Raw genomic sequence first — 23,931 nt, 5'->3', positions numbered from 1 at the left:
TAGACAGCAATGAATACTTACAAACTGCATCGCTACCTTGGCTATTTATTAATCTTACCGGTAACCCTCTGGGCATTAACAGGGGCATTTTTCTTGGTCAAGCCTGGTTACAAAAATGCCTATGAACAATTACAAATAACCAGCTATCCACTCACTTCAACATTACCTCTGTTGCCGAAACCTGAATGGCAAGCGATTGCCATTAACCGCAGTATTTTAAGCAGCCATTATCGTGTCAAAGTAGATCAGCAATGGCAGCATATTAATCCCCTAGATAACCAAATACAGGCAGAACCAAGCCCACAAAGCATCATCAACTTATTACAAGATGCGGTAAAACATAATCCAGACCGTTATGGAACGGTATTAAATTATCAAGACGGCATCGCGTTTACCGATACCAAGGTGAAGTTGATGTTTGATTGGTCACAGCTAAACCTACGCCAACAAGGTGCGGATAGTCGCTTCTTTAACACTATGTATGATATTCACTACCTACGCTGGACAGGCAACAAATCTTTTGATCTGTGGTTTGGTTATATCGGTTTAGGATTGTTGGTATTAATGGCGCTAACGGGGGTTGTCATGATCAAGAAATCAGTGAATAAAGTCTAATAAATAAGGCTCAATAAATAACACCTATAAAAAAATGAATCATAAAAAGGCAGCTATGTTGCCATAGCTGCCTTTTCTTAACATTCATCTTGTTCAATCAACGTAAGTCTAATGACGTAGCGCTAATCGATAGCAGAATTAAAATTCGTTTTCAGTTTCAGGTGTATTAACAGCTGCTACTACTTCTTCGTCTTTTTTACCCAATAGATTAGCGCGGATCAAACCATCAATTTCAGCGGCAATAGCAGGGTTGTCGATAAGGAATTGCGTTGATTTAGCTTTACCTTGACCGATTTTCTCACCTTTGTATGAATACCAAGCGCCGGCTTTTTCAATTAGTTTCTCTTTAACACCTAGGTCAATTAATTCACCGTTACGGTTAAAACCTTTACCGTATAGGATTTGGAATTCAGCTTGTCTAAATGGTGCAGCAATTTTGTTTTTCACAACTTTAACACGTGTTTCATTACCCGTGATCTCGTCGCCATCTTTCACTGAACCAATACGACGAATATCTAAGCGTACTGACGCGTAGAATTTAAGTGCATTACCACCTGTCGTTGTTTCAGGTGAACCAAACATTACACCAATTTTCATACGAATTTGGTTAATGAAGATACACATAGTGTTAGTCGTTTTTAAGTTACCCGTTAGCTTACGCATTGCTTGCGATAACATACGTGCTTGCAGACCCATGTGGCTATCGCCCATGTCGCCTTCAATTTCAGCTTTTGGTGTTAGTGCCGCTACAGAATCGATTACGATAATATCTACAGCACCAGAGCGTGCTAGCATGTCACAAATTTCTAATGCTTGCTCACCGGTATCTGGTTGCGAAACTAATAGTTCATTAATATTACAACCCAGTTTACCTGCATAAATTGGATCAAGGGCATGCTCTGCATCGATAAAGGCACAGATTTTACCTTCACGTTGTGCTGATGCGATAACTTCTAATGTTAGTGTTGTTTTACCGCTTGATTCAGGACCGTAGATCTCTACGATACGTCCCATCGGTAAACCACCAGCACCCAATGCGATATCAAGAGAAAGTGAACCAGTAGAAACTGTTTCCACATCCATGGTACGGTTATCACCTAGCTTCATGATCGAACCTTTACCAAATTGCTTTTCAATTTGTCCAAGTGCAGCAGCTAAGGCTTTTTCTTTATTCGCGTCCATTTTATTCCCCTGAGGCATAATCGAGTATTTAATTTTATAGCCTAAGTATACTGTTCGTTCATACAGTATCAAGCAATAACATAATATTTTTTTAAAAATTATTGCTAGCGCATATTTATCTACAAAAAAATACAGTCGCCACCATGCTTTAGCATTGTTATTATAGCTGCAATTATTTTTTCAGAACCGAGCCGCTATGCAACCTGACTTTCTTGCACCTAAAGACTTACCTAATCACACGCCGATGATGCAGCAATTTTTTAAGTTAAAAGCTGAACAACCAGATATCTTACTGTTTTATCGTATGGGTGACTTTTACGAGTTATTTTATGATGATGCTAAAAAAGCGTCACAGCTTTTAGGTATCTCTTTAACCAAGCGTGGCAAGTCCAATGGTAACCCGATTCCAATGGCTGGTATTCCTTACCATTCATTAGAAGGTTATTTAGCAAAGCTAGTACGTAGTGGCGAATCGGTGGCTATCTGTGAGCAAATTGGCGACCCAGCGACCTCTAAAGGTCCTGTCGAACGTAAAGTAGTCCGTATTGTTACACCGGGGACGGTCAGTGACGAGGCCTTACTGACAGAACGTAATGACAATCTATTAGCGGCATTATTTAATGACGGTAGCACCTTTGGTTATGCCACTTTGGATATGGGCAGTGGTCGTTTCCTGGTTAATCAATTCAACACTGAAGAAACCTTACTTGCCGAACTGCAACGTACCGATCCCGCAGAGTTATTGTATTCTGAATCGTTTGAATCGATGCAGCACATCAAACACCTTAAAGGCCTACGTCGTCGCCCTGAGTGGGAGTTTGATTTACAAACTGGCCGCACCGTTTTATGCCAACAGTTTGGTACTAAGGATCTGGTTGGTTTTGGTGTTGAAAATTCGCCAGTGGCACTTTGTGCTGCCGGTTGCTTAATGCAATATGTCAAAGAAACCCAGCGCACAGCATTGCCACATATCCGTGCAATTAAGCTTGAACAAACCGAGCAGATGGTGGTGATGGATGCAGCGACACGCCGTAATTTAGAGCTTACCCAGAACTTATCTGGCGGCACTGATAATACCCTAGCAGAAATACTCGATCATACTTCAACACCTATGGGTAGCCGCCTATTAAAACGCTGGTTACATCAACCAGTTCGCGATAGTTTGGTATTAGACCAACGTCAATCAAGCATTCAATCGTTATTGGATGTCGGCGCACTAAACAGCATCCAACCGGTACTGCGTACTATTGGTGACATCGAACGTATCATTGCGCGTTTATCACTGCGCTCTGCTCGTCCACGCGATTTGGTGCGTTTACGTAACGCATTCCAACAACTACCAGAACTGCAAACACTGCTTGCAGAGCACAATGCCGATCACCTAATTTCATTACAACAACTTGCTGGCGAATTCAGTGAGCTGGAAACGTTATTAAGCTTTGCTGTTATCGACAACCCACCGGTATTAATTCGTGATGGTGGCGTGATAGCCCCGGGTTATAATAAAGAACTCGATGAATGGCGTGAACTGAGTCGCGGTGCGACTGATTACTTGCACGCATTAGAAGAACGTGAAAAACAACAGACCGGTATTCCAACCTTAAAAGTTGGTTATAACCGCGTACACGGCTATTTCATCGAAGTCAGTCGCCTGCAGTCAGACCAAGTGCCAGTACATTATATTCGCCGTCAAACGCTGAAAAATACTGAACGTTATATTATCCCAGAGCTGAAAGAACACGAAGATAAAGTACTGAGCAGCCAAGGCAAATCACTGGCACTGGAAAAACTATTATACGAACAATTGTTAGATCAGTTACTTCCTTACATTCCGGCACTACAAGACAGTGCAGCAGCCTTATCAGAACTGGATGTATTGTGTAACTTTGCTGAACGCGCAGAAACCTTAAACTACTGTCGTCCAACGATTAGCGTGAAACCCGGTATCGATATTACCAATGGTCGCCACCCTGTGGTTGAACAAGTAATGACAGAACCGTTTATTGCTAATCCAGTACAGCTCAATCCAGAACGTCGTATGTTAATTATTACCGGTCCCAACATGGGTGGTAAATCGACATACATGCGTCAAACAGCGTTGATTACATTAATGGCGCACATCGGGAGCTTTGTACCTGCAGAGCAAGTGACCACCTCGTTAATCGACCGTATCTTTACCCGTATTGGTGCATCAGATGATTTAGCATCCGGCCGTTCAACCTTCATGGTAGAAATGACCGAAACCGCGAACATCTTGCATAATGCCACGGCGAATAGCTTAGTGTTGATGGATGAGATTGGTCGCGGTACTAGTACCTATGATGGTTTATCACTTGCTTGGGCTTGTGCAGAATATCTCACGAATAAGATCCAAGCCTATACGTTATTCGCGACCCATTATTTTGAATTAACGACGTTAGCAGAACAGCATCCGAGCCTAGTCAATGTGCATTTAGATGCGGTTGAACACGGAGACTCGATTGTGTTTATGCATGCAGTACAAGATGGTGCAGCAGATCGCAGTTATGGTTTACAAGTTGCGGCATTAGCAGGCGTACCAAAAACGGTGATCCATGCGGCTAAAATCAAGCTACATGAGTTAGAACTTAATGCACACCATCCAGTGCTGGCAGGCGAACGACCACAAGTTGAAGCACTGCCAGTTACTCATCCGGTGATTGATGACTTGAGTGCCTTAAACGTGGATAACTTAACACCGCGTGAAGCATTAGAGATGTTATATCGTTTAAAAGAACAACTTTAAGGACGTATTTTTAGTGCTTACGTTTAATTTAGCGTCTTATACCTAATCTAGCCTAAATAGTTCACGGTAAATCAAAAAGCCCAAATTATCCAAGTCATGTAAAATGGCTTTAGGATGATTTGGGCTTTCTGCTACATAACTGACAACCCGTTCCAGCGCTTGTTTTTCTGTAGAATAGATCCCCGCAATCACCCGATATTTTATCAGTTTCCCCGCTTGAGATACGCCCATGCTATCTATGTGTGCAATCGCGATATATTCAGGGACACGAGGCAGTTGATAAGCTTGCTGTAACCACTGGCTTAATTGATACACATCTCGATCAAGCGCTCTAAATTTACTATTTGCCTCACCATTAGCAAGCGCTAATTGATAGCCTTGCGTATAACTCAAACATGCGTTGTCAGTAACAAGCCGATGCATGGCATGGCTCATTCGCCAGGATACATCGGCAAAATCATTGTCCTTAAGGCGTAAAGAGAGTTTCGGAGTATCTATTATTTTATCTTTGAAAGCTGTTTCAAAAGAAGCATAAAAAACCGCTTCTCGCTCTGTTCTTGAACCCGATAAGCCATGTATTTCAGTGGGTAATACAATGAATTTCGCATCATCAGCAATAACGGGAAGATCGCTATTAATGAATAATCGTTGTGTTGAGCATGACGAAATGAAAAGTACGCACAAGAGTGTGAACCATAATCGAGATAAAAAACGAATAGATAACATAACCTTCCTTAAACAGTCCATGTTTGCAGAGAGGTATTAAGATACTAGAAACGCATGAATAGTATGACTGATTTTAATAAAATAAGAATAAAGACTGATTGAAGTGCTAATCATTAAGACTAGGAAACTCTTAATGATTAATCACTCAATAGCGACTCAATAACAACTAGAGCCTTTGGCCTCTCCTATAGCGGAAAGTCTCTTGCATGAAGGCTAAAGCCTAAATAACGCTTCGACCGATAAACCTTGCTGGGCCAGCACCTCACGTAATCGCCGTAGCGCTTCAACTTGTATCTGTCGGACACGCTCACGTGTTAAACCGATTTCATGCCCTACATCCTCAAGTGTTGAAGCATCATAACCGAGCAGCCCAAAGCGCCTTGCGAGTACTTCGCGTTGCTTAGGGTTCAGCTCTTCTAGCCAACGCACAATACTAAATTTAATATCATCATTTTGGGTACAACTTTCCGGTCCGTCACCTTTATCATCCGATATGATGTCTAATAATGCTTTTTCAGAGTCACCACCGATAGGCGTATCAACCGAGCTGATCCGTTCATTCAAACGCAGCATTTTACTGACATCAGCAACCGGCTTATCTAATTTTTCGGCAATGTCTTCAGCGGTAGGTTCATGATCTAACTCGTGGGCCAGTTCACGCGCGGCACGCAGGTAAACATTCAACTCTTTAACCACGTGGATAGGTAAACGAATGGTGCGGGTTTGATTCATGATGGCACGTTCAATGGTTTGTCTTATCCACCATGTCGCATACGTTGAGAAGCGAAATCCCCGCTCGGGGTCAAACTTCTCAACAGCCCTTATCAGGCCTAGGTTACCTTCTTCAATCAGGTCTAATAAAGCCAGCCCACGGTTATTATAGCGCCTTGCTATTTTAACCACTAAACGCAGATTACTTTCGATCATACGTTTTCTTGAACTGGCATCGCCGCGCAATGAACGGCGTGCATAAAAAACTTCTTCTTCTGCGGTCAGCAGAGGTGAAAATCCAATTTCCCCAAGATAAAGCTGCGTTGCATCTAAGCTTTTTGCATCGTTAGGAATGAGGTGTTCATCTTCAAATTTTTCCATCCCTGGACGTGCTTTTTTAGCGTTATCAGATACTTCATTATCTGCAACGTTTAACTTATTTGCATCAGTTATCTTGCTCATTACGAATTGCCTCCTGACTGCAGTAAATAGCTTATTAAGATTAGTCTAATAAACCACTTTCAGTCGGGCTTAACGCTTAGGCAAGTAACGCATTGGGTTAACCGGTTTACCACGATAACGGATCTCAAAATACAATTCGGCACCTGAATTAGGGCCAGTGTTACCCATGGTTGCGATCTTCTGACCAGCCTTAACCCATTGCTGCTCTTTCACTAATAACTTTTGGTTGTAGGCATAGGCGCTTAAGTAATCATCGTTATGTTTAATAATAATAAGGTTACCGTAACCACGTAAACCACTACCGGAATAAACCACGCGACCATTTTCAGACGCAATGATATTTCGTCCCAATGAACCCGCTATGTTTACCCCTTGGTTACCAGACTTACTCGTCGAATAAGTACTAATTAACTTACCTGACGCTGGCCAGCTCCATTTAAGCTTATTATTACTGACGACGGCTTTGGGCTTCACGACTTTCACTGGCGGCTTAGCTTTAACGGGTGCTTTACTTGGCACTGGCGCTTTATATTTAGCCGGAGAACTTGCTTTCGCGATAACCGTTTTGGTTTTAGCCGGTTTAACGAGTGGCTTTGACGGTGCTTTAATACTGGTTTTAGTGGTACTTTTGTGCTGATTTGTGGTTTTAGCTGTCTTCACTGAAGTCGGTTTTTTATAAACAGGCACAGGGATTTTGCCTTTCAGTTTTAATACTTGACCAGGGTAAATTTGATAAGGATCAGGGATCTGATTTAAGGCAGCTAAAAATTTAAAATCTTGATTACTTCGCCATGCGATCGCGTACAGGGTTTCCCCTTTGCTAACACGGTAAGTCGGCGTATTAATATGCGATCTGAGCTCTACTTTATAACCCTGAACGCTGGTGACAGGCGCGGGGTTATGATTAGTTGTAGAACAACCGACTAACTGCGCAAGCAATAAATAAAACGCGATACGATACCATCGGTGACACCGGCGTACATTACTTAATAGACTGTGATTGACCATCACTGCAACTGATTCCCTGATTCGATCTCCTTCGCACTTCATACCGACAATACACTCACGCTAATTCACCTTGAACTAAAGGCACAAAGCGTACATTTTCAACATTTTGACTGGTATAGCTATCGCCATTACGGGTGATAACTTGTAATACTTGAGATTTGACACCCAAGGGTAAAATAAGTTGCCCACCATCGGCTAACTGCGTTAATAATGCTTGCGGTACAGCAGCGGGCGCAGCGGTAACGATAATCGCATCAAACGGCGCTTTACTTTGCCAACCTTGCCAGCCATCACCGTATTTCATCATCACATTGTGCAGGTCCAAATTCTTTAAACGGCGTTTCGCTTGCCATTGTAATGCTTGGATCCGCTCGACCGAATAAACCCTTGGAAATACTTGCGCGAGAATAGCGGTTTGGTAACCCGAGCCGGTGCCAATTTCGAGCACCCGCTGTGGATTGCTTTGCATTAACAGTTCCGTCATTCTAGCAACGATGTAAGGCTGAGAAATCGTTTGTCCAGCGCCGATAGGCAAGGCTTGATTACCCCATGCCTGCAATGCAAAGGCTTCTTCGACAAAATAGTCACGTGGGGTATCTTGTATTGCAGTTAATACACTTGGGGCTCGGATCCCTTGTTGTTCAAGCAACGATTTTATACGCTGCCCTGCTACGCCTGTATTACCCAGTTGGATCATACGTCTCCTGATTTAACTTCTTGGTCAAAATGACGAACAACGAATTTCTCTTCAATCAATTCACGCACCACACTTGTTGCAAAACAACCTGATGGCAGATAGAAACTCACCGTTAAGCTATTCTCAGCAAGTTCATAGCTAAAGTTTTGCGGGCGTAATATTAACGCTTTACGTTCTTGACGCAAGCCTGCAGCAACAAGCCCTTCAAGCAACTCTGGATATTGCGCGATGATCGTATCTTCAAATGCTAACGCGTCACTCATCGCGCTGCTATTACCCTTGCCCACTAGCGGTGCGGATAATTGTAAAGCACCTTGGGCAACACGCTCAATGATATCGTCAGTTAAGGTTTCTTCAGCAAAGAATGAGTTCGAACCTTGTAAAACCAAACAATCACCCGGCATTGGTGTCTGCCATTTTGCTTGGCTAATGCGTTCACTCACCACGGCATTAAAGATCAAACTACGTGCAGCAGAAATATAAAAACTACGCTTGTTACGGTCTCTAATTGTTTTGCCTGCAAACATCTCTTGGGCTGCGGTAATATTACTGCCATTACGGCCAAAACGCTGCTCACCAAAATAATTCGGCACACCCACTGTTTTGATTTTTTCTAAACGTTCTTCAAGACCATCTGTGCAGCTCAAATCAGTCAACTTTAAAGTAAACTGATTACCTTTAAGGGCACCGGTACGCAGTTTTTTGTTATGACGAACGATTTTTAATACTGTAATTTGGTCTGTTTCAACACTCGAAAAATCAGGCGTTTCTTTACCCGGCATATGAATGCCAAACCATTGTTCGGTAATAGCATGGCGATCTTTCAGGCCAGCATAGCTCACATGTTTATCCGCCACGCCTGCGGCTTTAGCTAGTGCACGCGCAACATATTGGGTGTTTTCACCTTCTTTGCGAATAGAGATAAAGATATGTTCACCTTCACCCGTTAATTCAAAGCCAAGGTCTTCAATAACCACAAAATCGGCAGCTTCCTGCTTAATAAAACCTGTAATAGTAGGTTTGCCGTATAAATATTCAAATTCAGGAAGCATTTTGTTCTCCGCATTAAGGTTAGTTTGCATTAATTTCGTTTCGCTTATGTATTTTTCATTAATAGCACGACAGCTTCACATGCCACGCCTTCTTTACGCCCTGTAAAACCCAGTTTTTCTGTCGTCGTCGCTTTGACATTTACCGTACCGATGTCAGTTTCAAGATCAGTACTTAATACCGCTCGCATCGCTTGAATGTGGGGTGCAATCTTCGGTGCCTGAGCAATAATGGTGACATCTAGATTACCAATGCGATAACCCAGTTCCTTCACTTTACTAAACACATCGCGTAATAAGATGCGGCTATCAATGTTTTCAAATTCTGCTGATGTATCAGGGAAGTGATGCCCTATATCGCCCAGCGCTAACGCGCCAAGTAAGGCATCACAGATGGCATGTAATGCAACATCACCATCGGAATGCGCTAAGAAACCTTGTTCATAAGGAATAGCGACACCGTTAATCATTACCGGGCCTGCATTACCAAATTTATGTACGTCAAAACCATGGCCAATTCTAAACATTATCTCTCTTCCCTATGATTATTCATGATTATTCTTTTGCGTTAGCTGCTGTAAAAAAAGCGTCGCTAGCGGCATGTCTTCAGGACGGGTAATTTTAATATTATCAGCGCGGCCAACCACCATCTTAGGGGTTAAACCTAATAATTCAATTGCGGATGCTTCATCGGTAATATTAGCATTATCAGCTAAACCACTGGTGAGTGCATCAGTCAGCAATTTAACCGGAAACATTTGTGGCGTTAACGCGTGCCACAATAACTCACGATCCACAGTGGCAATAATATTACCTTGAGCATCAGTACGTTTCATCGTATCGCGAACCTGGCTACCAAGAATAGCACCATGATCAGAGTCGAGTGCGCCAAGAATTAAATTATCGATATCAACGTGAGTAAGACAAGGTCGTGCAGCATCATGGACTAATACCCAGTTATATGACTGGCAGGCCTGTAATCCCGCTAATACTGAATCAGCGCGTTCTTTACCGCCATTAACACGAATAATGGCAGGGTCGTTCGCAATCGCGAGATCAGCAAACCAACCATCTTCATGTCCCAACGCAACAACAACTTTGTTAATACGAGGGTGGCCTAATAACGCAGTTAGCGTATGTTCAATAACGGTTTTATTTTCTAGCATCAAGTATTGCTTGGGAATATTTGCGCCCATACGTGCGCCGACACCCGCGGCTGGGACAACCGCAATAAATTGTTCAGTCATCTCTGTCGCCTAGTTATTATCATCATTAATAATACGGTAGAAGGTTTCCCCTTCTTTAATCATACCCAGTTCATTACGGGTACGTTCTTCAATCGCATCGTTGCCATTACGCAGATCTAAGATCTCGTTTTTTAGCGCGGTATTACGTTCAATTAAAACTTGATTATTGGTGTACTGGAGATCGACTTCACGTTCGATACGCTTGTAGTCCATCACACCGTTATTTCCGGCAATAAAATGATAGAGCAATAAGCTGAGAATTAAGATTAATACAAAATAAAGCAGGCGCATGACAATCATCCCGTAAATGAATCAGTTATTGTCACATATTATGGCTGGATTGGTTAGCGTATAAATAAAAAAAACCCGCTATAAAGCGGGTTTTTTAATCTATTCAGAATTAAGTGCTAAGCGAATTAAGCTTGACCCTTAACCTCTTTAAGACCGTTGTATGGTGCTTTTGAACCTAGTGCTTCTTCGATACGTAGAAGTTGGTTGTACTTAGCAACACGATCAGAACGGCTCAATGAACCCGTTTTGATTTGGCCTGCAGCAGTACCAACCGCTAGATCAGCAATTGTTGAATCTTCAGTTTCACCTGAACGGTGAGAGATAACAACAGTGAAACCAGCGTCTTTAGCCATTTTGATTGCAGCTAAAGTTTCAGTTAAAGAACCGATTTGGTTAAACTTGATTAAGATAGAGTTAGTAATACCTTCATCAATACCACGCTTAAGGATCTTAGTGTTAGTTACGAATAAATCGTCACCAACTAATTGAATTTTATCACCAAGAAGGTCAGTTTGGTGTTTGAAACCAACCCAATCAGACTCGTCAAGACCATCTTCGATAGAAACGATTGGATACTTGTTAGTAAGATCTTGTAAGAAGAAGTTGAACTCTTCAGCAGTGAAAGTTTTACCTTCACCAGTAAGCTCGTAGTTACCAGTTTCTTTGTTGTAGAACTCAGAAGCAGCACAATCCATCGCTAGAGTGATGTCTTTACCTAGTTCATAACCAGCGTTTGCAACAGCAACTTTAATTGCAGCAAGTGCAGCTTCGTTTGATTCTAAGTTAGGAGCAAAACCACCTTCATCACCAACAGCTGTTGAATGACCAGCAGCTTTAAGTACTTTAGCAAGGCTATGGAATACTTCAGCACCCATACGTAGACCTTCGCGGAAGTTTGCAGCGCCAACAGGTTGGATCATGAATTCTTGGATGTCTACTGAGTTATCAGCATGCTCGCCACCGTTGATGATGTTCATCATTGGAAGAGGCATAGAGTAAACACCAGGAGTACCGTTTAGATCAGCAATGTGAGCATAAAGAGGTACTTTCTTAGAGATTGCAGCAGCTTTAGCTGCAGCTAAAGAAACAGCTAAGATCGCGTTTGCGCCAAATAAAGCTTTGTTTTCAGTGCCATCTAGGTCGATCATAATTTGATCAAGCTCAGCTTGTGCTAGTGCATCTTTACCAGCTAACGCTTCAGCGATTGGACCATTTACAGCAGCAACAGCTTTAAGTACGCCTTTACCTAAGTAACGCGCTTTATCGCCATCACGTAATTCAAGTGCTTCACGTGAACCAGTTGATGCGCCAGATGGAGCAGCAGCCATACCGATAGAACCGTCAGCAAGATGAACTTCAGCTTCTACAGTTGGGTTACCACGTGAATCCATGATTTCACGACCTAGAACTTTAACGATCTTAGACATTTTGATTTCCTTAACTATTAAAAATTTAAGTATGCCGCGTTACCGCGACACTAATATTAAAATCTCTGATTAGCTAGTTGATGATTTTTTATTTTCACCAGCAGCATTAATGAATCCTTCAAATAATGCGTGACCATCTCGTGGTGTTGAAGTAAATTCCGGGTGGAATTGCGCAGCAACAAACCAAGGATGATTCGGATTCTCAACAATCTCTACCAATTTCTTATCAGCAGATAAACCTGTTACTTTTAGGCCTGCTTTTTCGATTTGAGGAAGAAGATTGTTGTTAACTTCATAACGGTGACGATGACGTTCTTTAATCGTCGCACTACCGTACATTTCTCTTACTTTACTACCCGCTTTAAGATGACATAGTTGAGCACCTAAACGCATAGTACCACCCAGATCAGATTTACCAGTACGTTCTTCAACGTTACCTGATTCGTCAATCCACTCTGTAATTAAACCTACTACAGGGTATTTAGTGTCTGGGTTAAATTCTGTTGAATGTGCGCCTTCTAGACCAGCAACATTACGTGCGAATTCGATTAACGCTACTTGCATACCTAAACAGATACCAAAGTAAGGAACCTTGTTTTCACGTGCAAATTTCGCTGCAAGAATTTTACCTTCAACGCCACGTTCACCGAAACCACCAGGTACCAAGATACCGTCGACAGTTTTAAGGATGTCAGTGCCTTTCGCTTCAAGATCTTGTGAATCAATATATTTGATTTTCACGCTGAAACGGTTTTTCAAACCACCATGTTTAAGTGCTTCATTTACTGATTTGTAAGCATCTGGTAGTTCGATGTATTTACCAACCATACCGATAACAAGTTCATCAGTTGGGTTAGCTTCTTCAAAAATAACTTGTTCCCACTCAGCTAGATCGGCTTCTGGTGCAGTTAAACCGAAACGCTTAACAACTAACTCGTCTAAACCTTGTGCTTTTAATAGCGCAGGAATTTTATAAATACTGTCCACATCTTTCAGTGAGATAACGGCTTTTTCTTCTACGTTACAGAATAACGAGATCTTAGCGCGTTCGTTCGCTGGTACATTACGATCAGAACGACAAATTAGGATGTCAGGCTGAATACCAATTGAACGTAACTCTTTCACTGAGTGTTGTGTTGGTTTTGTTTTAACTTCGCCCGCAGCACCCAAATAAGGTACCAGAGTCAAATGCATAAACATGGTGTTATCACGACCTAGTTGCACGCCCATTTGACGTAATGCTTCTAGGAAAGGTTGTGATTCAATATCACCTACCGTGCCACCCACTTCTACTACTGCAATATCAAAGCCTTCACTGCCCGCGATTACGCGTTCTTTGATCTCGTTAGTAATATGTGGAATAACCTGAATCGTTGCACCTAAGTAATCACCACGACGCTCTTTAGCAAGCACTGATGAATACACTTTACCTGTTGTAAAGTTATTACGTTTAGTCATGTGAGTACGAATAAAGCGCTCATAGTGACCTAGATCTAGATCGGTCTCAGCACCATCGTCCGTTACGAATACTTCACCATGTTGAATCGGGCTCATTGTGCCCGGATCAATGTTAATGTAAGGGTCTAGTTTCATCATTGTGACGTTTAAGCCACGTGCTTCTAAAATAGCTGCTAATGATGCTGCCGCAATACCTTTACCTAATGAGGATACTACCCCACCAGTAACAAAAACGTACTTAGTTGTCATACATAACCTGAAGTTGTTAGGGGATTAATGTGTATTATTGAACATATACCAGAAGGGACGACATTATAAACAAATCCCCTTCATCCCACAATGTTGACAAGTATAGCATTGCCGTTTTTAGAGAACTGTGCGGTAGATCATATGTTGTAATTTTATTTCACTTCTTGCCAAAATGATTCCATTTCACTTATAGAACAGTCACTTAATGACTTACCATTCTGTAAGGCAAGTACTTCTACCTGTCTAAATCTTTTTTCAAACTTTTCATTTGCCTTCCTGAGTGCTTGCTCAGGGTCTTGCTTTAAGTGGCGTGTAACATTCACCACAGAGAACAACAGATCGCCTAATTCTTCTTCTAGTTTATCCGTATCTATGACCGCTGCATCGGCTTCTTCAACCACTTCATCGACTTCCTCATAAACCTTTGATAATGCTTGCTTATAATGTTCAAAATCAAATTTCACATCGGCAGCTCGCTGCTGTATTTTAGCTGCTCTGACCAAGGCTGGTAATGCGTTCGGTATATTGTCTAATGCACTGTGCTGCACGGTATTTTTATGACTATCTAAACGTTCTTTAGACTTCTGTTTTTGCCATGCGGCGACTATTTCAGATTCAGACTGTAGTTTTATTTCACCAAAAACATGCGGGTGACGTTGTGTTAATTTCGCAGCGAGCTGTTGGATAACATCATCAAAGCTAAATAAGGCTTGTTCCTGACCAAGTTCAGCGTAATAAAGCACGTGGTAGAGTAAATCACCAAGCTCTCCCTCTAGTCCTTTAATATCATTATTTTCTATACTATCAACCACTTCATAAGCTTCCTCTAGGGTGAATTTGGTGATAGAGGCAAAATTTTGCTGTAAATGCCAAGGGCAACCTGTATCTGGGTTACGTAATTGTTCAACCATTTTACGTAAATCATTGATCGTGTACTTTTCTTTCAAAATAAATCCTATTAATTCAATTTTTCAGCTAAAGGGCGAAGATCGAGACTCATGATGTGATGCTAAGCCATAAACCCCCCTTAAACCAAAAGTAAATGGTTTATCAGCGAGTATATAATGATATAGCGTATATTTGCAGTGGACTGTTTTTAGTCAATATAGACAACTTAAATGTTCGAGGCGAGAGAGATAACGCGCGACAAGTCACCTACAAGTGACTTGCCGCGTGGGAGAATGGCAATTAAGCAGTCAATTTTTGACTTATACCCGTTTCATCGATTTGTTGGGGTTGCAGATACTTACTTATATCAACCTCATCTAATTGCTCAGGTTTCAGGTATTCTTGGGCATACTTAATGTGTGTACCACTTTGTAAAAATAGCTTAAATAACTCGATATCCAAATGCTGGTCTAAGGCCATTTTGTACATGATGTCCACTGCGACACTAACCGGCTTGGCTTTCTTATAAGGGCGGTCCGAGGCGGTTAAGGCTTCAAAAATATCCGCGATCACCAAGATACGTTCAGGAATTGACAGGTCTTCCCCGGTCAGCTGACGAGGATAACCCGTACCTTTTAGCGTTTCATGATGCGTTGAAGCATAACGCGGAACACGGCTCAATTCTGGAGGGAAAGGGAGATTATCTAACATCTTAATCGTACTGATCATATGCTCGTTAATCTTAAACCTGTCTTCCACCGTTAAAGTGCCTCGACTGATCGTTAAATTATATACTTCACCTAAGTTATATTGATGTTCGGGCACAGCCATTTTAATACCGTATTTAGGCTCAAATTCAGTCTTACGCTCACGCTTAATAATATGTTCAGCTTTATCGGCTAGCAACCGTTCCACAACTGGTAACGTTGATGACACTGTTGCTTTACCTAATTCTTCTATTGGTGATAGCCCGAGATTATCATCAAAATGACGCAACCATGTTTGTGTCGAAAGAGTTTTTATTCGCGCCACTTTATCGTCACTCATAAATTCGCCCCCCACATTTGAGGTCGCAATGAACTCAAAATCATTCATCAATTGCTGTTGTTTTTGCTGCAACGCGCTATCAATCTCGGCTTTATTTTGTGGTGTTACCAATTGTTGTTTAAGCGCTATAATTTCAGCATCGCGCCAGAGTACTTCAAAACGCATTCTCACTTCATGAATACGGTTATAATTAGTCTCTAATTTACTGCCTTTATCGACAATATGTTCTGGTGTCGTTATTTTGCCGCAATCATGTAACCAAGCAGCAATTCTAAACTCACGCTTTTCATCGGCATTAGCAAATTTGAAGTCCTTAAATAATACTGAGTCACATTGTTCAGCCGCTTCTGCTAGCATCATGCCCAGCTCAGGTACGCGATTACAATGCGCAGCAGTATAAGCAGACTTATCATCAATAGCTTGCGCAATCAGTTTAATAAACGCCTCTAAAAATTCTTCTTGTGCTAGTTCATGTTTTTTCAATACCAATGACATCTCAGTGAACGACTTCGATAGTTCCCAAATTTCTTTAATACGAGTATCGACAATTTCTACTGAATCATATTCGCGATTTTTTATTTTCTGAGCTTGTAAACGTAACAGATAGATAGGGCGAACAATCGGCCCACCAAATATCCATGCCAGTGGCAATATCAACAACATAATACTAATCGTGATACCAATCGATACCGCGACCCGCTTGGTGACGTCACTGTAGATAACTTCTTTGGGGATAATGACGGTGAAAAATTCGCTGGCATCAACATCGATCGGGCTAATATAGACAAATCGAGCTTGGCCATCAATCTGTCTTTCGATAATCTTGCCATATAGATTTTTTTGCTTGGTCAATATTAATAACTCAGGATAAGGGATCATAATATCCCCGGTCATTAAACCTAGATTATCCATCCATTTACTTTTCAACGCTTGACGCTGCGCTTGGCTAATATTACGGATTGCTAAGTTAATAATAGGAATTAATGCATCGTATTTAGGATTCAACACAATGTGAAACGTTGAAGAGTAACCTGTATTTAACGTTTTGACCTCTTGATGTAATTGCAGATCTTGATAGAAATACTGCGTTAACCCAGCATTGAGTACCGCTCGACTATCAAGTAACGCATATGTCTCGCCTAAAGCAACAGATTCAAAGCCCGCTTTTAGCGTTGAGTATTCAATCAATTCAACGCTAGGAAAGTCACGTCTTAGTAATGGCACAATAGACCAACCTGATGATATCGCAACTTTCTTCCCTTTCAGCTCGGCATAGCTACGTATGTCTGGCCTATTGTCTTTGGTGACGAATGAAAAGGGTAAGTCGTACAAAGGCTCAGAATAGATACCAACAATGTTACTTGCATTCGAATGTTGTAATGAATGTAAGCCATCGAGTGAACCATCTTTATATTTATTAACGAGCTCCGCCCACGAAAAACCATTAATAAACTCAAAATCAATTCCGGTCATATCTGCAATCAGCATCATGACGTCAATGGCATAGCCCTTGGGCTGTCCAGACGCGGTAAAATCAATCGGAGCCCAATCATTTTGATTCGACATTTTGATGGGCATGGTCGAGCTCAAGATACGTTCTTGCGCTGGGCTTAAATCAAGTGGCTTAGCGACTGGTATTTTTATCTCATCATTATTTTTACGATTCGAGGCAATAACATCACCAGACTTAAGGTAAATAAATGATTCAACATCACTATTTTCGCCAAGGTTAAGCGCACTAACAGAAAGCTTTTTTGCAAGAGATGAAAGGACGATATCAATACCCAGAACATGGGTTTCTTTATTCCCCTGTTTCGATGTAAACGCCAAAGAGTAAGTTTGCCCAGTGATCTTTAAATGTTGAAATAAATAGGGTTTAGTTTTTGATACCACATCAAGGTTTGATGTTATATACCAAGGTCTTTCGGTGGGGAAGTAGTTACTTTTAGTCGCCTTTAACTCGCGTAATAAAAATGCGTCATCATAATAATAAGTCTCACGAATACGTTGTTCTTTACTGCCAGTAATTTTAATAACCACCCAACGGTCACTTTTTTCTGTGAGCAGTTTCTTTCGCACTAAAGGGGAAGAATTTAAGTTAATTACTTGATAAAAATTATTATCAGCAGAACCAATATAAATACTATAAAACAACGGATTATCTACCATTGATTCCGCTAATATATTACGGATATCAATCTCACCGGTAGCCATATCAACAGTACGGCTAACAGAAGCTAGCAGCTTAGCAGTATTCATCGCATCAGACTCTAAGTCTTGAACATACTCACTTAGCTCAGCAGAGGACATCGAAAGCATGGATAAGGTCTGTTCTGTCGCGATTTTTTTACTAAAATGATACTGCAGCGATACCGCAACTATCGTGGTTAATATTGTCGCAAGTAAAAACATCCCACCCACGGTAAAGCGAAGTGAAAACTTAGTCTGTTTCATTGTAGTTCATCCCTAAATACAATTACTGATATTGTTATAAAATACATTAAACTATTAAAATAGTTTATCTAAACTAAATATAGTTGAAATTATATCTATCAACAATTCTATTTACAGAAGTAAACAATTGAATTTTAAAGAAATAAAAACTGTAACAACGGCACTTCGTTAACGTTCACATGACTAGAATTAGAGTGAAAAAACCAGTGCTATACAACTAACACTGGTTTTAGTGTTTACCATATAATCATAACACTTACTTAAAATAACAATTAATACAAACACTTACTCGACACACGGTCCTATTGGTTCAGTTTGTCGCTTGAAGGTAACATTTGAATTAAAGTAAATTTTTAGGCACAAGCCTTCTAAGCTTTACCCCTAGTTGCTTAAATTTACTTACTTGACCGTCAGGATTCCAATCAAGACTAATTCGCCACGCATTTTCCGGCTGCATTTCTTCCAGCATGCCTTTTTTCACTTCGCCAGCCATTTTTTTAGATGGAATAATCACAAAGTTTTCAGTGTTAAGGTGAGTGCTACGGGGATCAAGATTAAAAGTACCGATCACTGCAATGTCATCATCGATAACCATTGTTTTGGCATGTAATCCAAATATAGGCGGTTGTTCAAGCTGTTCTTGCATGACTTCCGACATGATCTTACGACGGATCTCAGCATCCGGCTTAAATTCATAAATTTCCACCCCGGTTTTTAGCAATTTTTTTCTATTTCGTTGATAACCACTAAATGCCTCTAAATTATCATTTGATGCTAGGCTATTCGTCAAGATCTTCACTTCAACGCCTTTATCGACCAATTGCTTAAAATGCTGACGGGTATGTTTTGTGGTGATCAAATAAGGCGTCTGGATCACCACCGATTTTGTTGCTGTTTGTAGTAATTCCACTAAACGCTCAGTTGCAATACCACTACCGCCTAAAAATTCAGTTTGGTCATTTTTACCCGGTATATCCGTGATATATTCCACATCAGTTAACCATTGTAGTTCTTGTTTTTGTTGTATTTCTTCGATGGCTAACGGTATGTTTTTAATTTTTTCTCTGACACTGGGTACAAAGTTGCTGGGATCACAGGCATATTCATGTAAAGCGGTAAAGTTTGGAGGAACAGAAGATTGCTCACTTTCCTTAATTAACGCTTGTACATCGACGCTTAATTCATCTTTCCAAAAATGATCAAATGACATTTGAATATCATTAGCAACGCCGCCAACGAGTAATACATCACGATCACGGAAGTTATATTCGTGGTCGTAGCCAAAATACTCATCAGCAACATTACGTCCACCAGTGATAGAGACTTGTCCATCAACCGTAAAGGTTTTATTGTGCATACGCTGATTTAGCTGATGGAAGTTAGTCGTTAAATTAATCGCTTTATCAAAGAAGTTCTTACCAATATTAAGCATCGGATTATAAATTTTTATTGATATGTTTTCATGCTTAGCCAAGGTTAATAAATCTTCGCCATTGGCTTCAACCATAATATCATCAACGAGAACCCGCACTTTAATGCCACGCTCAGCAGCTCTGACCAAGTAATCCGCGGCAATCAAACCAATATTATCAGTAGAAAAAATAAAATATTGTACATCAATTGTTTTTTCAGCACGTTCCGTTAACCAAGCTCGAGACAACATAGCCTCTATGCCTTGCTCTAGTACGTATACTCCGGTCTGAGCAACCATTTTATTCTCAACCGGTTTAAGATATTCACCCAGCATTGGGCCATTGTTACGCGTGATATCAGCGCAATAATTTGTTTGCGATTCAGGAAATTGAATAGGCTTGCTACTACAAGCTGAAAGTAGAAACAGAGAGGCTGCGAGGAGTGCCACACGTTTGTGTAAATTAGAAATTGAGTGATAGATCATTGGCCTTCCTTAACAAATAAAATCCATTTACAGCTGTGTTTTAGATAAAATTAAGGGAGGGTGAATACAATCAATATTTGTATTCACCCTCCCTATTAGGGTATCCAGATTGTAGTGCGTCCAGATTACTTTTTATTTTAAGCGTTTAGCGTAAATAACCCCTTTCACCTGACTCATACGGTTGGTCAGATGACTAAGGGTATCAATATTAAATAGCTCGATATTGATTTCCAGTGTTGCCGTTTGCAGCTTGGCATCAGTGCGGGTGTTCATACCAACAACATGAATGCGGTCGTTAGCAAAAATAGTGGTTAAGTCACGTAGCAAGCCACTGCGATCACTGGCGTGTACCACCAGCGTAACACCGTAACCACCGCTAAAGTCACCGCCCCAAACCGCATCAATAATACGTTCTGGCTGGCGACTGCTTAAATCAGCGTACTGCAAACAACCATTACGGTGGATCGAGATACCACGGCCCTGGGTGATATAACCAACAATTTCATCACCCGGAATCGGCTGACAACAATTGGCAATATGGGTCATCAAATTACCCATGCCTTCGACCACAATATGATCTTTGCTGCGTTTCTTTTTCGGTTGATTTTGTGATTTTAATACTTGCTGATCAACCAACTCTAACGCCAGTTTATCTTCTTCCTCGGCGCTCGGTTGTAACAACAACACTTTAATGTGATTAATAACTTGGTTAAGACGTGCATCACCACTACCCACCTGCGCTAATAAATCTTCTAAAGTGTTGGAGTTAAAACGTTCAAACGCACAGCTAGCATCAGACAACTGCAGGCCAAGTTTGTGTAACTCGCCTTCTAACATCTCTTTACCCGAGACAACATTCTTATCGCGGTCCATACGTTTAAAGTACGTATTAATCTTAGCGCGCGCACGCGCTGATTTTACATACCCTAAGTTTGGTAATAACCAATCGCGACTGGGGTTAGGATTCTTCTGCGTGATGATGTCAATTTGATCGCCAGTTTGTAGCTCGTAAGTAAACGGTACAATACGACCACTGATCTTGGCACCAATACAGCGATGACCCACCATGCTATGCACATAATAGGCAAAATCTAACGGTGTAGAGCCTTGTGGCATATCAACCACATCACCTTTTGGGGTAAACACATACACACGATCATCAAATACCTGACTGCGCAGCTCATCAACTAAGCTGCCGCTTTCAGCCATGTCATCTTGCCATGCCAGTAACTTACGTAACCAAGCAATTTTCTCTTCGTAGCTGCCTTTCTTGGTCGTATCTGCGCCTTCTTTGTAGCGCCAATGCGCAGCAACACCTAGCTCGGCATCATCATGCATTTGTTTGGTACGGATCTGAACTTCGACCGCTTTGTTCTCGTCGCCCACAGCAACAACCGTATGGATTGACTGATAACCATTGGCTTTTGGATTCGCCACATAATCATCAAACTCACTAGGAATAGGACGGAATAAATTATGGATAACACCTAATGCCGCATAGCAATCTTGCAATTCTGCGGCAATCACACGCACGGCACGTACGTCATAAAGGCCAGTGAAGTCCAAGTTCTTCTTCTGCATCTTTTTCCAGATGCTGTAGATATGCTTAGGACGGCCATATACTTCAACACGACCACCCGCAGCTTCAACACCGGTTTTTACTTGTGATACAAAGCTGTCGATAAATTCTTCACGGTCGATACGACGTTCAAGTAACAGCTTGGCAATTTGCTTATAAGTATCAGGGTGAGAATAGCGGAATGAAAGATCTTCTAACTCCCATTTTAACTGGCCAATCCCTAAACGGTTGGCTAATGGTGAGTAGATATCCGCAATTTCTTTTGCCGCTAGTACACGTTCTTCTTCAGAGGCATTTTTAACCTGACGAAGATGACAAATACGTTCTGCTAGCTTGATCACAATCGCTCGCACATCATCAACAATCGCCATTAACATACGGCGTAAATTATCGACTTGCGTTTCGGACGGTTTTTGAGACTTTGCTTGTAGGGTGCGGATCGCATCCATTTCGACAACTGCCACTAACAGCGGTAATAACTTACTACCAAATAAGCTTTCAATTTGCTCATTATCATATAATTTGGCATTAAAAAATGGATACAACAAAGCGACCTTTAAGGTCTCCATGTCCATATCCATCGTCATTAATATTTCGATCATTTCCACCCCGTAAGCAAGCAACGGGAAACGGAAATCAGCTTCATCCTCGGGGGATTCAGCTGCTTCTTTTAATGCTAATTGAGAATATAACTCAAATAATTCATCTTGCTCTGTCGAGGTGAGTGCTAACGAAGACGTCCAAGTCTTCGCATCAAAGTCTTCCGGATTGGTCAAATGAGAATCACGTACCGCAACCATGTCTTAATTCCTAACAAGATTAAACAAAAATACACACGTTTATATCTAAACGCGTTCAAATAACGCCATTGACTCAACATGTCCCGTTTGTGGGAACATATCAATCATACCAAGGCGTGTTAATTTATAATGCTTTGCCATCAACAACTTCGAGTCTCGCGCTAATGTTGCTGGATTGCAAGATACATAGACAATTTTTTGCGCTTTTAGTTTATGTAAATATTGCACTGTTTCAGCAGCACCTGCACGGGCAGGATCTAATAATACTTTATCGAAACTGTTTCTTGCCCAGGCTAATTTAGAAAAATCAGCCGATAAGTCCGCTTTAAAGAATTGTGCATTATCGACGTTGTTGGCGATCGCATTGACTTGTGCTTGACGCACCATCTCATCAATACCTTCGACACCGACAACAGAATGACATAAACGCGCAACCGGTAAACTAAAGTTACCACCACCGCAGAACAGATCTAACACTTTGTCTTCAGGGTTTAAATCAAGCCAATCGAGTGCTTGCGCTACCATTTGGTTATTAACCACAGGGTTAACTTGAATAAAGTTGCCCGGAGTAAAGCTTAACTTAAATTCACCATCGGCCAATTGATACCATGCAGCAGGCGTATCAGGGGTTAATTTAACCACTAAATCCGTCTCAGGTTGCAGATAAATACTCAATTGCTGTTCACTGGCAAAAGCTTGCAGTAAACCTTGGTCTTTATCATTTAACGGTTTCAAGATACGCAGCAAACAAATAATGCCAGAATCAACCGCGAACAACTCGATATGACCTAAATCACGACGTACTGTAAGCGTAGCAAGTAATTTACGCAGTGGTTGGATCAATGCAGACAAAGCAGGGACTAATACCGGACACTGCTCAATCGCAACGAGTGATTTACTGTTACGTTCACGGAAGCCAAATACCAATTGCTTGGCTTTACGATCAAACATCACACTTAAACGGGCAGTACGGCGATATTCCCATGGTTGGGATAAAATCGGACCTGCAAATTCAATATCATCATGCTTACTGAAGTTCTTTAATAAACTAAACAGGGCTGTTTGTTTATAATCAGCCTGATCATGACTATCGAGTGTTTGTAAACTACAGCCACCGCACGTTGCATAATGCGGACAAGCTGGTTCAATTCTTTGCGCAGATGGGGACAATACTTTTCTTAATGTCGCTTTAGCATATTGCTTCTTTTGTTCAATAATATTTACTGATACTCGCTCACCTGGTAGTCCACCAGCAACGAATACCGCTTTGCCATCAAGACGACCCAAACCTAAACCTTGGTGATCTAGCTTCTCAATAGTGATCTCGACCGCTTTACTCGGAGATTTCTGTACTTTTTTTGCTTTATAAATTTGCGCCAT

The 23,931-nt window shown here is 41.3% G+C and carries 18 protein-coding genes; 2 read left to right on the top strand and 16 right to left on the bottom strand.

Features of this window, described 5'->3' with window-relative positions; translation table 11 throughout:
* Window positions 1-9 precede the first annotated feature (9 nt).
* Window positions 10-615, top strand: a complete 606-nt coding sequence (locus tag A923_RS0111825; protein ID WP_017221890.1) for a PepSY domain-containing protein — start codon at window positions 10-12, stop codon at window positions 613-615.
* A 138-nt stretch (window positions 616-753) separates the two neighbouring features.
* On the opposite strand, the gene recA is transcribed toward A923_RS0111825, so the two are convergent.
* Window positions 754-1,815 (bottom strand): recombinase RecA, encoded by a 1,062-nt coding sequence (gene recA / locus A923_RS0111820; RefSeq protein WP_202800840.1) that lies wholly within the window; start codon window positions 1,813-1,815, stop codon window positions 754-756.
* A gap of 178 nt (window positions 1,816-1,993) precedes the next feature.
* On the opposite strand from recA, the gene mutS reads away from it, so the two are divergent.
* On the top strand, window positions 1,994-4,561 hold the full coding sequence (gene mutS, locus A923_RS0111815; protein WP_017221888.1) for a DNA mismatch repair protein MutS: 2,568 nt from the start codon (window positions 1,994-1,996) through the stop codon (window positions 4,559-4,561).
* Between the two features lie 42 nt (window positions 4,562-4,603).
* Here the strand turns inward: mutS and A923_RS0111810 are convergent, their stop codons facing one another.
* The 15 genes from A923_RS0111810 to rlmD form a co-directional block, all read right to left on the bottom strand.
* Window positions 4,604-5,287 carry a hypothetical protein gene (locus tag A923_RS0111810; protein WP_017221887.1) on the bottom strand — a complete coding sequence of 228 codons (684 nt, stop codon included), beginning with the start codon at window positions 5,285-5,287 and terminating at the stop codon, window positions 4,604-4,606.
* 213 nt (window positions 5,288-5,500) lie between these two features.
* Window positions 5,501-6,460, bottom strand: coding sequence for an RNA polymerase sigma factor RpoS (gene rpoS, locus A923_RS0111805; RefSeq protein ID WP_017221886.1), 960 nt, complete (start codon window positions 6,458-6,460; stop codon window positions 5,501-5,503).
* 69 nt (window positions 6,461-6,529) lie between these two features.
* On the bottom strand, window positions 6,530-7,468 hold the full coding sequence (locus A923_RS0111800) for a peptidoglycan DD-metalloendopeptidase family protein (RefSeq protein WP_017221885.1): 939 nt from the start codon (window positions 7,466-7,468) through the stop codon (window positions 6,530-6,532).
* Window positions 7,469-7,523: 55 nt separating this feature from the next.
* Entirely contained in the window at window positions 7,524-8,165 is a 642-nt protein-coding gene (locus A923_RS0111795) for a protein-L-isoaspartate(D-aspartate) O-methyltransferase (RefSeq protein WP_017221884.1), read from the bottom strand.
* A complete protein-coding gene (truD, locus tag A923_RS0111790; protein ID WP_026006216.1) occupies window positions 8,162-9,217 on the bottom strand; it encodes a tRNA pseudouridine(13) synthase TruD in 1,056 nt (351 codons plus the stop codon). Before truD ends, A923_RS0111795 begins: the two co-directional genes overlap by 4 nt.
* 44 nt (window positions 9,218-9,261) lie before the next feature.
* Window positions 9,262-9,741 carry a 2-C-methyl-D-erythritol 2,4-cyclodiphosphate synthase gene (ispF, locus tag A923_RS0111785; RefSeq protein ID WP_017221882.1) on the bottom strand — a complete coding sequence of 160 codons (480 nt, stop codon included), beginning with the start codon at window positions 9,739-9,741 and terminating at the stop codon, window positions 9,262-9,264.
* 18 nt (window positions 9,742-9,759) lie between these two features.
* On the bottom strand, window positions 9,760-10,461 hold the full coding sequence (gene ispD, locus A923_RS0111780) for a 2-C-methyl-D-erythritol 4-phosphate cytidylyltransferase (RefSeq protein WP_017221881.1): 702 nt from the start codon (window positions 10,459-10,461) through the stop codon (window positions 9,760-9,762).
* Between the two features lie 9 nt (window positions 10,462-10,470).
* The gene (ftsB, locus tag A923_RS0111775; protein WP_017221880.1) at window positions 10,471-10,752 is read right to left on the bottom strand and encodes a cell division protein FtsB; all 282 of its coding nucleotides are present in this window, start codon (window positions 10,750-10,752) and stop codon (window positions 10,471-10,473) included.
* Window positions 10,753-10,877: 125 nt separating this feature from the next.
* Window positions 10,878-12,179 carry a phosphopyruvate hydratase gene (gene eno, locus A923_RS0111770; RefSeq protein WP_017221879.1) on the bottom strand — a complete coding sequence of 434 codons (1,302 nt, stop codon included), beginning with the start codon at window positions 12,177-12,179 and terminating at the stop codon, window positions 10,878-10,880.
* 69 nt (window positions 12,180-12,248) lie between these two features.
* A complete protein-coding gene (locus A923_RS0111765) occupies window positions 12,249-13,886 on the bottom strand; it encodes a CTP synthase (RefSeq protein ID WP_017221878.1) in 1,638 nt (545 codons plus the stop codon).
* A 152-nt stretch (window positions 13,887-14,038) separates the two neighbouring features.
* Window positions 14,039-14,833 carry a nucleoside triphosphate pyrophosphohydrolase gene (gene mazG, locus A923_RS0111760; protein WP_017221877.1) on the bottom strand — a complete coding sequence of 265 codons (795 nt, stop codon included), beginning with the start codon at window positions 14,831-14,833 and terminating at the stop codon, window positions 14,039-14,041.
* A gap of 241 nt (window positions 14,834-15,074) precedes the next feature.
* The gene (locus tag A923_RS0111755; protein ID WP_017221876.1) at window positions 15,075-18,275 is read right to left on the bottom strand and encodes an HD domain-containing phosphohydrolase; all 3,201 of its coding nucleotides are present in this window, start codon (window positions 18,273-18,275) and stop codon (window positions 15,075-15,077) included.
* Window positions 18,276-18,615: 340 nt separating this feature from the next.
* Window positions 18,616-20,172, bottom strand: a complete 1,557-nt coding sequence (locus A923_RS0111750; protein ID WP_017221875.1) for a phospholipase D-like domain-containing protein — start codon at window positions 20,170-20,172, stop codon at window positions 18,616-18,618.
* Window positions 20,173-20,304: 132 nt separating this feature from the next.
* On the bottom strand, window positions 20,305-22,551 hold the full coding sequence (relA, locus tag A923_RS0111745) for a GTP diphosphokinase (RefSeq protein WP_017221874.1): 2,247 nt from the start codon (window positions 22,549-22,551) through the stop codon (window positions 20,305-20,307).
* A gap of 45 nt (window positions 22,552-22,596) precedes the next feature.
* Window positions 22,597-23,931 carry a 23S rRNA (uracil(1939)-C(5))-methyltransferase RlmD gene (rlmD, locus tag A923_RS0111740; RefSeq protein WP_017221873.1) on the bottom strand — a complete coding sequence of 445 codons (1,335 nt, stop codon included), beginning with the start codon at window positions 23,929-23,931 and terminating at the stop codon, window positions 22,597-22,599.

This window comes from Moritella dasanensis ArB 0140 (assembly GCF_000276805.1).
GTDB classification, from domain to species: domain Bacteria; phylum Pseudomonadota; class Gammaproteobacteria; order Enterobacterales; family Moritellaceae; genus Moritella; species Moritella dasanensis.
The sequence above is the reverse complement of the archived record's forward strand: the minus strand, read 5'-3'. Positions and strand labels throughout refer to the sequence as shown.

Coding starts and splice junctions, on each gene's coding strand:
- A923_RS0111800 (WP_017221885.1), bottom strand. CDS start 7,468: ATGGTCAATCACAGTCTATTAAGTAATGTACGCCGGTGTCACCGATGG.
- A923_RS0111795 (WP_017221884.1), bottom strand. CDS start 8,165: ATGATCCAACTGGGTAATACAGGCGTAGCAGGGCAGCGTATAAAATCG.
- A923_RS0111810 (WP_017221887.1), bottom strand. CDS start 5,287: ATGTTATCTATTCGTTTTTTATCTCGATTATGGTTCACACTCTTGTGC.
- rpoS (WP_017221886.1), bottom strand. CDS start 6,460: ATGAGCAAGATAACTGATGCAAATAAGTTAAACGTTGCAGATAATGAA.
- A923_RS0111755 (WP_017221876.1), bottom strand. CDS start 18,275: ATGAAACAGACTAAGTTTTCACTTCGCTTTACCGTGGGTGGGATGTTT.
- rlmD (WP_017221873.1), bottom strand. CDS start 23,931: ATGGCGCAAATTTATAAAGCAAAAAAAGTACAGAAATCTCCGAGTAAA.
- A923_RS0111825 (WP_017221890.1), top strand. CDS start 10: ATGAATACTTACAAACTGCATCGCTACCTTGGCTATTTATTAATCTTA.
- A923_RS0111765 (WP_017221878.1), bottom strand. CDS start 13,886: ATGACAACTAAGTACGTTTTTGTTACTGGTGGGGTAGTATCCTCATTA.
- A923_RS0111750 (WP_017221875.1), bottom strand. CDS start 20,172: ATGATCTATCACTCAATTTCTAATTTACACAAACGTGTGGCACTCCTC.
- ispF (WP_017221882.1), bottom strand. CDS start 9,741: ATGTTTAGAATTGGCCATGGTTTTGACGTACATAAATTTGGTAATGCA.
- truD (WP_026006216.1), bottom strand. CDS start 9,217: ATGCTTCCTGAATTTGAATATTTATACGGCAAACCTACTATTACAGGT.
- recA (WP_202800840.1), bottom strand. CDS start 1,815: ATGCCTCAGGGGAATAAAATGGACGCGAATAAAGAAAAAGCCTTAGCT.
- relA (WP_017221874.1), bottom strand. CDS start 22,551: ATGGTTGCGGTACGTGATTCTCATTTGACCAATCCGGAAGACTTTGAT.
- mutS (WP_017221888.1), top strand. CDS start 1,994: ATGCAACCTGACTTTCTTGCACCTAAAGACTTACCTAATCACACGCCG.
- ispD (WP_017221881.1), bottom strand. CDS start 10,461: ATGACTGAACAATTTATTGCGGTTGTCCCAGCCGCGGGTGTCGGCGCA.
- eno (WP_017221879.1), bottom strand. CDS start 12,179: ATGTCTAAGATCGTTAAAGTTCTAGGTCGTGAAATCATGGATTCACGT.
- ftsB (WP_017221880.1), bottom strand. CDS start 10,752: ATGCGCCTGCTTTATTTTGTATTAATCTTAATTCTCAGCTTATTGCTC.